The organism is Allosediminivita pacifica, from assembly GCF_003054175.1.
Taxonomy (GTDB): Bacteria; Pseudomonadota; Alphaproteobacteria; order Rhodobacterales; family Rhodobacteraceae; genus Allosediminivita; species Allosediminivita pacifica.
On record NZ_QBKN01000060.1, the window covers coordinates 1 to 8,760 of the forward strand.

Consider the following 8,760-nt stretch of genomic DNA (forward strand, 5'->3'; position numbering starts at 1 on the left):
AACCAGGGCGGTCCCAGCTGTGCCTGATAGCCGAGGCTCGCGGCCACGTATTGCGTCGCGCCCCAGGTGGTGGCCAGAATGATGAGGAAGACGATAGAGATTTGCCCCCAGAGGATCTTGGTCGCGGACATGACTGTCGCTCCTTTCCGGTGTGTTGATCAAAGGCCAAGACCGCGCTTGCGGCCAAAGTCCCAGTCCACTCCGCTGTCCCCGCGCGCGACGCCGGTGACATCCCGGCCGAGGTGCTTTTCGAGAGACGGAGACCAGGGCACCAACTGGAAGCCGAGCGCGCCGTCAGCTCCAAAGCCCTCGATCATGGCAAAACGGCCCGAAGCCAGCACGAGACGCTGGCGATAGATGCCGCTGACGTAGTCACCCGGATCAGCCTTGTTGAACGGCAAACCGGTTTGCCCCGAGAGCTGCGCGCCAACCGCCTGCAGCTCGCGGTCGCGCAAGGTTCCGAGCAGGCGCCGGGCAAAGACCACCCTGCCGTCCCGCCGCTCTCCTAGCCCTTCCGTGACCAGGTGCTCGGCCCGGGCTTCCAGGGCCTCCCGGACCTCGGCACCGAAGCCCTGGTCCGACAAGGCGAGCGGGGCGCGCGCGATTGCCTGCCGGTCGAGCCAGGTGGCCCCGGACGCGGTGACCTGAGTAGCAAGTTCCAGGTCGGACCGAGGTGCCAGTGCGACACGACGCTGGCCGCGCGCATCGTCATAGGTGCGGAGTTCCACGATAGAGCCGGGGGCGCTGTCGCCGGCGGCGTCGAGATGGGGCAGACGGATATGGTGGCTCCGGCCATCGACACCATCGACGACGGCATAGGCTGTCCCCTTCAGCTCGTCATCGAGGCCCCGCTGGACCAGACAACCGATGACAGGAACATCGAGGCTCTCTGCGGCAAGGACGAAACTCGAGGACCCGCGCTCGATCCCGCGTTCCGTCAGCGCCCGATGCATCCGCTTGATGATGTCGCCACGCTCCCCCATCTCCCGCAGGACTGCCTCTGCATCATCCCTGATGTGCCATTGCGACTGTCCGATCTGGTCGGCGACGCCGAGCACTTCCAGCCGGCGCAACCGCCCGACCTTCAGCGCGTGAAACGCATCCGGCTGCCGATCCGCATCCGGCGCCATGTCGAGGATGCGGGAACGCCCGGCATCCCGGAGCAACTGACGATCGAGCTGCGTCCAGCGCTCGGCCCCGATCTGACGTTCAAGCGTGCGGCGGATGTCGAGATCGCTGCGTGGGCCCAGTTCCTGGGTGATGAGATCCCGTGCCCTGTCCCGCATGCCCTCCTTGATGTAGTCCCGCGAGATCACGAGATCCTGGCCGTCGTCGCGTACGCCCCGAACGATCAGGTGGACGTGCGGATGCGCGGTGTTCCAGTGATCGACGCCGACCCAGTCAAGCGACGTGCCGAGATCCTGCTCCATCCGCCCGACGAGATCGCGGGTGAAGGATTGCAGGTCGGACATGTCCGGCGCGTCGTCGGGTGAGACGATGAACCGGAAATGATGACGGTCATCGCGACACCGCTCGGCAAAGGCCCGGCCATCGGCATCCTCCGTTCCCGGCCCGAAGAGCCTGGCCTTCTCCCCCTCCCGGGTCACGCCGTCCCGGCGCAGGTAATCGAGGTGGGCTCCGAGGGGCGCGGATTTCCCGCTGTGCCGGACCACACGCGCCTTGACCACCGCGCCGCGTGTGCGGGCGGTGATGAGGCGGTTGGCCTGAATACTGGCGCGTTGACCGCGCCCGAAGCGGGACCGATTGCCCGTGGTGACGCGCCCGGCCCGCGAGACGCCACCGCCGGCCTTTTTCGCGGCAGCCAGAGCTTGTGCGATGAAGGGCCGGGCCTGCTGCGCCCGGGTAGAGCGGATACGCCCCGGGCGGATGCGGAACTCGCGATCATCGGGCATATGAAATCCCCGCACAGTGCGAAACAACGCAAAAGATCAGAGTGTTAGGCACATCTCGCACGGTGCAGGCACGCGCCACACGGTGCGGAGCGCGGCAAGAACATGAACAAAAACAACCGCCCAACCGCCGCGCACCGTGCGCCCTTTTATCCTGCCATCCTTCGGTCGTGGTGCCCGCCACCACCGCCTGCCCCCTCAAAAGCACGCCAGAGTACGTCGGAATGCGAAGTGTGATCTCCCGGGTCATGGCCGGGCCTCAGCAGTCTCTCGCCGGACGAAGAGGCCCTCGGGCTGCGGGGTGAGGCCCGCCTGAGGTACCGCCGGGACGGGGGGAGAAGCGCCGCCGACGGTCCGGTGAGGCGACACAGGATCGGTCGCAGAGGTCCCGTCTTCGCGGCTGATGAAGATTGCCGCCTCACGCCAATCGAGCGGCTGGGCTGCAGCAACAGTGCCGTCCGGCGGCTGCTCGCCTAGCAACACAGGCGCAAGCGCAGCGACATAGGCGCGCGTCTCGGCCGGCAACGGACGATCCGCTAGGCGGTATTCGTCGTAGCGGGCGGGACCGGCGTTATAGGCCGCCAGCATCGCCGCGACATTGCCATAGCGGTCCCACATCTCGCGCAGATAGGCCGTGCCCGCGAGGATGTTGTCACGCGGATCGAAGGGATCATGGCCGAGACCATGACGGATGCGCAGCCCGGCCCAGGTGTCGGGCATGACCTGCATCAGCCCCATCGCACCGGCCGACGACAGCGCGCGCACATCACCCGCGCTTTCCGCCCGCATCACGGCCATGATCCATGTCGTCGGAATGCCGAAGCGCTGCGATGCCTCGGTGACCTGGGCGGCGTAGGGATGCACGGCAATTGCGTGATCGGGCGCATCGGTTTGCGCCAGAAGCGGCTGGGTGGCGGTGACCGGAAGGAAGAGGCCGGAAAGAAGAAGGAGGAGCATGCGGCGGCGGGCGCCGCATCTCCCCGAAGCGGGATGGGTGCAGGACATTGTCATTTTCAGTCCTGCTCATCGCGCTTCTTCGGGCGGGTCCAGTGCAGCCCCCATGCCCTGCCCTCCTCATCCGACTGGAACAGGCGGGCGCGGATCGGATGCTGGAAAACCGGATCATCGAGCAGGACCGAAACGAAAGCCCCTGCGGTTTCGCCGGTGTGTTTCCAGCCCGCGCCAACCTCCGGACCATCCTCGTCACCGAGATGAATGCGATAGGCAGGAGCCTTCTCGGTATCGACGTTATCGGTTGGAACAAAGGTCAGTTCCAGGTCGAGCGAGAGCGTGCGAAGCTGTCCGGAATAGCCGGACGGGGTGCGTGTGAATTGGCCGATCTGTGGCATTGGAAGCTCCTTCCTCTTGCGGTGAATGGGAGGCAGGCCGCTGGCACGTCCCGCCATAAGCGCGCGTCACCGCTCCGGCGCGTGCCAGACGAGGCGGCCATCGCCACCCTCATCGGTGAACAGTGGACTGGCCCGGCCGATCACTGCCGAGGCGGGGAACGGACCGAAGTAGCGGCCATCGAAGCTGTCAGAGACCGCCGGGTTCATCAGGAAGACCTCGCCCTCTACGATGGTGCGGCAGCCCTGCCAGACAGGAAGATCACGGCCCTGGCTGTCGCGCTCTCGCGCCTCCCCCAGGTGTCTGCCATCGACGGTGATCGCGGCCCCGTCACGGCAGACCCGTTGTCCCGGCAGCCCGATGACGTGCTTTAGGATCGGCACATCGCGACCGACATAGCCGCGCGCGACCATGAAACCTGCAAAGGGTTCAGGCGGCATGACCACGACCAGATCTGGCACCGCGAGCCGGTCCACCGGCGCGATGGTATAGAAGCCAATCGGCACGCTGGCCGAGGCGTTCCAGACCAGCCGTGGCGCAGCCGGAATGCTGCCGGCGATGACGGCGGCAAGCGCCGCAACCGTCACCATGGTGTAGCGGGCACGAGTCATTTTCCGATCTCCCGACGCCGGAGCCATGCGGCATGGCGTTCCGCCGTATAGGGTCGCGACGCTTCGCCCGCCTTCATCCAGTGGGCGACATGGCGCCAGTGATCGGGATCGACGTCGGCAGGATCGATGCCGAGACCCTCGATGGCATCGACATGGCGGAGGACCTTCTCGACCTTGGGCCAGCCTTCGATCTTCAACAAAATCTCGCCACCTGGGCGCACGAATGGCAGCGTCTGACAGGCACAGCCGGGCGCGACCGCACGCACGATGTCGATGCGCGAGACGACGGTTCCATCGTCATTCGCCGCCCAGCGGACGAAGCCAAACACGGCGCCGGGACGGAAGAAGACGATGCGGCGGCTGCGGTCGAGGATCTGTTCCCCGGCCGCCTGGCCGAACCTGATCCAGAACTCGATCCGCTTCTCCACCCAGGTCAGTTCCACGCGCGTCAGCTCGCCGCGGGAATTGGCGTCGAACGGTCCGTCTCCGGTCACGCCGGGGATCACAAAGCCGGTCATTGAGGTTCTCCTTCGGGTTCCGGGTATTCGCGCCCGAGCAACTCGCGCAGCATGTCAGCGACAGTGACGCCGCGGCTGAAGGCTGCGACCTTGATGCGACCGCGCAGGTCCGGGGTGATGTCGATGGTGAGCCGGGCCGTATAGATCGCCGCCGCGCGACCGTGTGCCGATGGCGCCTCGCCAGCCTTGATCCAGGTCTCGGCATCGACTGGCCGCGCGGCGAAACCACGCTTGTCATTGCGCCCGGTCATACCGCCACCTTCCCAGGACCGAGGCGCCCGATCTCAGACGTCAGCGCCGCGATCTCTCGGGCAGCAGGCGATTGACGGTCAATGTCACTGGCGAGGCGACCAGTTTGTGCCGCATCTGCAAAGACGACGCGCTGACAAATCGTGCTGGCAAGCACAGGAGGATCGTGATCGGCCAGCGCCTCGGCAGTGTCCCGGGCGATGACGGTGCGCGCGCCGCAGCGGTTGAGCAGGAAGCGGGCGACAAGGTCCGGCCGATAAATGCGGGCCTCCGCAAGGAGGGACAGCATCTCGGCAGAGGCCCAGCCATCGAATGGCGAGGGCTGTACCGGGATCAGCACCAGATCGGCGGTGAGCAGCGCTGAGCGCATGAGCCCCGCAACACGCGGTGGGCCATCAATAACAACATGGTCGACTGTGCGGGCAAGTTCGGGGACTTCGCGGTGCAGGGTGTCACGGGCCAGGCCGAGGGTGCCGAAGAGCCGCGGCAGACCTTCGCGGGCGCGTTGCTGCGACCAGTCCAGAGCGGAGCCTTGCGGGTCGGCATCGATCAGGGTGACACGCTTGCCCTGTATCGCCAATTCACCAGCAATATGGAGCGCCAGCGTCGTCTTGCCGACGCCGCCCTTCTGATTGAGCAGAGCGATGATCATTCGCCACCTCCCGGCACTTCGAGAGGAAGGCGGGGCGTATCTGGATGATCGGAGGCTGCTGCGACCCCCTGATCGGAAGCCGTTCGCGGCACCGATGGGGCGACAGCTGCCTTCGTCTTACCGGCCAGGCTGAGGCTTTTTGCGGTGGCACGGATGAGGTTTTCCACATCACGCGCGCGCTCTTCAAAGTTAGACTCTTTGTTAGACTCTAAGTTAAGGGGGCGATTTCCGCTTTTGCTTCCGTGCGTTACCCCCTGTTTGGGTTCCTGATAGCACGAGCCTCCGGTTCCCGATAGCACGATAGCCGGGGTTCCCGATAGCACGAACCCATTCACAGGTTTTCCACAGCCCGGCGCGGGCTCGAAAGCCAGCAGCTTGCGGCCGCCAACCTCAGTCACCAGAAAGAGTGTGTAGCCCGGCAGCGGCTGCCGCCGGATGATGTCGCGAAGCTCGAAGGCAAACCGCTTGAAGGGCGACAGTGCCCCGGACTTCTGGTGAAGATGATGGAAGTCGAAACGCCAGCCATCGCGCTGGCGGCCACCGTGCTTGCGCACCAGGCGATAGAGCCAACGGTCGAGCCCGCCGGTCAGGTCGAAATACGCCCGGTCAATGGTGAGGATGAGCGCATTGTCGAGCACGGCCTGGTAGAACCAGTCGGGCACAATCAGCTCGATGCCGTCCGGACGCCCGTCCCTGTCGCTGCGCTCCTGCCATTCGTTGATCCAGGAGAAGCGGTGGCGGCGTCCTTCCGCCGGCTGGCGGATAGAGGTGGAGATCGTCGTCGACTGCAGACGATCCAGCGCCGCCTTCAGGCGCTGGTAATCCCGCGAACTGGTGCCGCGGCCGACATAGGTGAGGATCTCATATGGGGTGGCGGCCATCAGCCGGGAGGTGCGCAGACCCGCGTCACGCGCCTCGACGATCTGGCTCGCCGCCCAGATCAGGATGTCGGCATCCCAGATCGTGGCCATACCGTGATCAGGAACAGCCTCGACCCGGATGCTGACGCTGCCAGCGGCAAAGTCGATCGGTGCGACCCGTTTGGATTTGGCGAGGGAGAAGAAGGGATAGGCCATGAGGTCTTGCGCATCTCTTGGGGCGAAATCCCCGGGCAGCGCGCGGAACAGATCGAGCTGTCCACGCTCGGAACGGGGTCTGCGTCCATCGGTCATGAAGGTGTCGCCCCCCAAGGTCAGCGCACGAAGCGGCCGGGCTGCGGGAGGTTCGGGAGCGTGTGGCGTTTCGCCGGCAGCACCTGTCCGCGCGGGTCGGAGGTCGACGTGACAGCGCCCCGTCCAACCCAGGCCTGCAGGTCCTCGATCGCATAGACCACACGCCCGCCCAGCTTGTGGTAGGCGGGACCGGTGCCATAGGTCCTGTGCTTCTCCAGCGTCCGAGCCGACAGGCTCAGGAACTGCGCGGCTTCCTTGGTGCGCAGATAGCGCGGGGGAAGTTCGGTTGAGATGGCGGACATCGGGCGTCTCCCTGCTGTGTGTGACCAGCGCCGCGAAACAGCGGCTGATGACGGTCACGATGGCGAAGCGCGTCCGGTCAGATGCAGTGGGGAGTTGGCAGAGGAAAATTCGCACACCGCGGCGCGGGATCGCGGACCTAGAGGCGGCGCTGGTGACGAAGGAGCTTACGATAGCCGCCGGCGATCAGGTCACGCCCCTCACGAAGGAGACTGGAGACGGCAAAACGGGCAGAGGAGACCTGCCATTCATCGCGATCCAGGTGACCGGTACGGAACAGCACCTCAGCGATCTGCTTCTGGGTCGCGCCGTCGAAGGCGGCGTCGGAGGCCTGGAGGACCCGCCGCAGGCGTGCTTTCTGCTGCGCGGTCAGACGGGTGTCGCGGGGGATTGATCGACGGCGGTGCTGGTCCGCGAGGAGCCGCTGGATCGCCTCGATGCGATCAAGGCCCTCGGGGCCGAGCGGAACAGTGGCAACAAGCCGACCATGGTGTTTCAAAGGAGCGACGAGATGCAGGTATGTTCCGTCCGGCAGCCTGTGGCGCAGGTGCTTGCCAATGGGGGATGCCCTGCCCTTTGGGGCGACTACCTGACCGCCTGGGGCGTCTGTCCCTTCAACGAGTGCCTCGGGGGCGACCGCGAGGACCACGGCGCTGGTATCGATTTCGGGGCGCCAGAATATCTCTGCAACAGTCGCGGTCAGACCAGGCCGTATCGGGAAAGCACAGACCCCATCGACGGCCGACCTGATCCCTCAGGTCAGCCCTCTCAGGTGGTCCCCCTACAAGTTCTGCATAGTCATCTTGATACTCGGGATTGCGGCGCAGGCATTCCCAGCCGAGTTCCGGCGCGGCCAGATCATCGAGATAGTCATAGGCCGCCTGGTCACGCCAATTCGAGCGGTCGGGTTGCATGGCATCGCCTCTCCCCTGGGTTGATCTCAGGAAAGGATTCCGGGAGATCAATCACTTGGGAAGTCCGCCCCAAGGCATCAGGTGATGCGTGGCACGCATCACCTTCTCAGCCGGTGCGCCCCGCCGCCAACTGCCGATAGCCCTCGGAACTCAGCCAGCGCGCGCGTTCAAGATGGGTATCGTGGACCAGGCGCGCCCGCTCAGGCTCTTTCTGCGTATCGAGCCCCAGGATGATCCGCGCCGCCTCCTGCCAGTTCGCGCCCTCGCCTGCAGCATCGAGCAAACGCATATACTGCGTCATGTGGCGACGGTCATAATCCGTCACCACGGCCCCTTGCGGCGGTACATCCTGCAATTCGCCTCTTCTCACGCGCAACCCCATTGCGGTTTGCCAGCATGTTTAGCACGGTTGTTCGATCTTCTTGTGAGCATGGCGACGGCGGGCGTCCCTCTTCGGGGAGACGTGCCGGAAAACTCAGCCCTTCGGGACGGCCTTCGCCTGAACATGCATCACTCCAATCCCCTGGTCAGAGTTCAGGAGCAGAATGCCATTCGCTTCAAAAGCCCGTCGAACCTGATCGCGCGTGGTCTCATAGACCTCGAGTCCGCTTTCGGATTCGAGACGCTTGAGCGCGGTCAAAGATACCCGGGCCTCATCCGCAAGCTGCTCCTGTGTCCAGCCAAGAAGCGCACGCGCGGCCCGCGATTGTCGGGCGGTGATCATGCAGATCACCTCCCATCCGGCCCGGCGCGCGCGCCAGAACTACGACCATTATAGTCGTTCTTAGGAGAATCTCCACCGGAATTCTTCTGCGTTTATATCGCACTTTCGAATTAGCACTGCCAATTCGGAAAACTGATTCGGTTGCCCGGATTGGCGGGCAGGCCCCGGCCTGTCGGCCGGGGCCTCACGGCGCCGCTACTCGCTGCGGCGACCGTTGGGGCGGGACCAGATCAGCGCGTAGCTCTCGCCGTCCTCCTCATCGAAGAGATTGGCGTAGATCGGGGCGGTGAAGCTCGGATCGTCGAGCTTGAGGCCCAGATAGTCGCGGCCCTCGCCCGAGCGCTTGGACCAGGCGGCGCCGAT

At 65.2% G+C, this 8,760-nt stretch carries 14 protein-coding genes; all 14 read right to left on the reverse strand.

Translation table 11 applies throughout. The annotated features are described in order from the left end of the window. Window positions 1-158: 158 nt before the first annotated feature. A complete protein-coding gene (locus C8N44_RS22450; RefSeq protein ID WP_089851203.1) occupies window positions 159-1,913 on the reverse strand; it encodes a relaxase/mobilization nuclease domain-containing protein in 1,755 nt (584 codons plus the stop codon). A 243-nt stretch (window positions 1,914-2,156) separates the two neighbouring features. Next, entirely contained in the window at window positions 2,157-2,921 is a 765-nt protein-coding gene (locus tag C8N44_RS22455) for a lytic transglycosylase domain-containing protein (RefSeq protein WP_107978934.1), read from the reverse strand. A 2-nt stretch (window positions 2,922-2,923) separates the two neighbouring features. Then, the gene (locus C8N44_RS22460; RefSeq protein ID WP_085816330.1) at window positions 2,924-3,259 is read right to left on the reverse strand and encodes a DUF736 domain-containing protein; all 336 of its coding nucleotides are present in this window, start codon (window positions 3,257-3,259) and stop codon (window positions 2,924-2,926) included. A gap of 66 nt (window positions 3,260-3,325) precedes the next feature. Continuing rightward, window positions 3,326-3,868, reverse strand: coding sequence for a S26 family signal peptidase (locus tag C8N44_RS22465; protein WP_085816329.1), 543 nt, complete (start codon window positions 3,866-3,868; stop codon window positions 3,326-3,328). Further along, window positions 3,865-4,386: a DUF2840 domain-containing protein gene (locus tag C8N44_RS22470; protein ID WP_107978935.1), complete on the reverse strand. Its 522-nt coding sequence runs from the start codon at window positions 4,384-4,386 to the stop codon at window positions 3,865-3,867. Before C8N44_RS22470 ends, C8N44_RS22465 begins: the two co-directional genes overlap by 4 nt. After that, window positions 4,383-4,637, reverse strand: a complete 255-nt coding sequence (locus tag C8N44_RS22475; RefSeq protein ID WP_043870025.1) for a ribbon-helix-helix protein — start codon at window positions 4,635-4,637, stop codon at window positions 4,383-4,385. The genes C8N44_RS22470 and C8N44_RS22475 overlap by 4 nt, the downstream gene beginning before the upstream one ends. After that, window positions 4,634-5,287: a ParA family partition ATPase gene (gene parA, locus C8N44_RS22480; RefSeq protein ID WP_107978936.1), complete on the reverse strand. Its 654-nt coding sequence runs from the start codon at window positions 5,285-5,287 to the stop codon at window positions 4,634-4,636. The genes C8N44_RS22475 and parA overlap by 4 nt, the downstream gene beginning before the upstream one ends. Continuing rightward, the gene (locus C8N44_RS22485) at window positions 5,284-6,363 is read right to left on the reverse strand and encodes a replication initiator protein A (RefSeq protein ID WP_425352950.1); all 1,080 of its coding nucleotides are present in this window, start codon (window positions 6,361-6,363) and stop codon (window positions 5,284-5,286) included. The genes parA and C8N44_RS22485 overlap by 4 nt, the downstream gene beginning before the upstream one ends. A 116-nt stretch (window positions 6,364-6,479) precedes the next feature. Then, the gene (locus tag C8N44_RS22490) at window positions 6,480-6,761 is read right to left on the reverse strand and encodes a helix-turn-helix transcriptional regulator (protein WP_009573772.1); all 282 of its coding nucleotides are present in this window, start codon (window positions 6,759-6,761) and stop codon (window positions 6,480-6,482) included. A 137-nt stretch (window positions 6,762-6,898) separates the two neighbouring features. Then, window positions 6,899-7,408, reverse strand: coding sequence for a DUF2285 domain-containing protein (locus C8N44_RS22495; RefSeq protein WP_242661652.1), 510 nt, complete (start codon window positions 7,406-7,408; stop codon window positions 6,899-6,901). Continuing rightward, complete coding sequence (locus C8N44_RS24240; RefSeq protein WP_373282747.1) at window positions 7,374-7,673, reverse strand: transcriptional regulator domain-containing protein; 300 nt, start codon at window positions 7,671-7,673, stop codon at window positions 7,374-7,376. Before C8N44_RS24240 ends, C8N44_RS22495 begins: the two co-directional genes overlap by 35 nt. Window positions 7,674-7,779: 106 nt before the next feature. After that, complete coding sequence (locus tag C8N44_RS22500; RefSeq protein ID WP_089957690.1) at window positions 7,780-8,055, reverse strand: DNA -binding domain-containing protein; 276 nt, start codon at window positions 8,053-8,055, stop codon at window positions 7,780-7,782. Window positions 8,056-8,148: 93 nt separating this feature from the next. After that, complete coding sequence (locus C8N44_RS22505; protein ID WP_058099626.1) at window positions 8,149-8,397, reverse strand: helix-turn-helix domain-containing protein; 249 nt, start codon at window positions 8,395-8,397, stop codon at window positions 8,149-8,151. A gap of 195 nt (window positions 8,398-8,592) precedes the next feature. Further along, window positions 8,593-8,760 (reverse strand): DUF736 domain-containing protein (locus tag C8N44_RS22510; RefSeq protein WP_146178906.1); only part of this gene is annotated, 168 nt, incomplete at its 5' end.

Coding starts and splice junctions, on each gene's coding strand:
- C8N44_RS22450 (WP_089851203.1), bottom strand. CDS start 1,913: ATGCCCGATGATCGCGAGTTCCGCATCCGCCCGGGGCGTATCCGCTCT.
- C8N44_RS22455 (WP_107978934.1), bottom strand. CDS start 2,921: ATGACAATGTCCTGCACCCATCCCGCTTCGGGGAGATGCGGCGCCCGC.
- C8N44_RS22460 (WP_085816330.1), bottom strand. CDS start 3,259: ATGCCACAGATCGGCCAATTCACACGCACCCCGTCCGGCTATTCCGGA.
- C8N44_RS22465 (WP_085816329.1), bottom strand. CDS start 3,868: ATGACTCGTGCCCGCTACACCATGGTGACGGTTGCGGCGCTTGCCGCC.
- C8N44_RS22470 (WP_107978935.1), bottom strand. CDS start 4,386: ATGACCGGCTTTGTGATCCCCGGCGTGACCGGAGACGGACCGTTCGAC.
- C8N44_RS22475 (WP_043870025.1), bottom strand. CDS start 4,637: ATGACCGGGCGCAATGACAAGCGTGGTTTCGCCGCGCGGCCAGTCGAT.
- parA (WP_107978936.1), bottom strand. CDS start 5,287: ATGATCATCGCTCTGCTCAATCAGAAGGGCGGCGTCGGCAAGACGACG.
- C8N44_RS22485 (WP_425352950.1), bottom strand. CDS start 6,363: ATGGCCTATCCCTTCTTCTCCCTCGCCAAATCCAAACGGGTCGCACCG.
- C8N44_RS22490 (WP_009573772.1), bottom strand. CDS start 6,761: ATGTCCGCCATCTCAACCGAACTTCCCCCGCGCTATCTGCGCACCAAG.
- C8N44_RS24240 (WP_373282747.1), bottom strand. CDS start 7,673: ATGCAACCCGACCGCTCGAATTGGCGTGACCAGGCGGCCTATGACTAT.
- C8N44_RS22500 (WP_089957690.1), bottom strand. CDS start 8,055: ATGGGGTTGCGCGTGAGAAGAGGCGAATTGCAGGATGTACCGCCGCAA.
- C8N44_RS22505 (WP_058099626.1), bottom strand. CDS start 8,397: ATGATCACCGCCCGACAATCGCGGGCCGCGCGTGCGCTTCTTGGCTGG.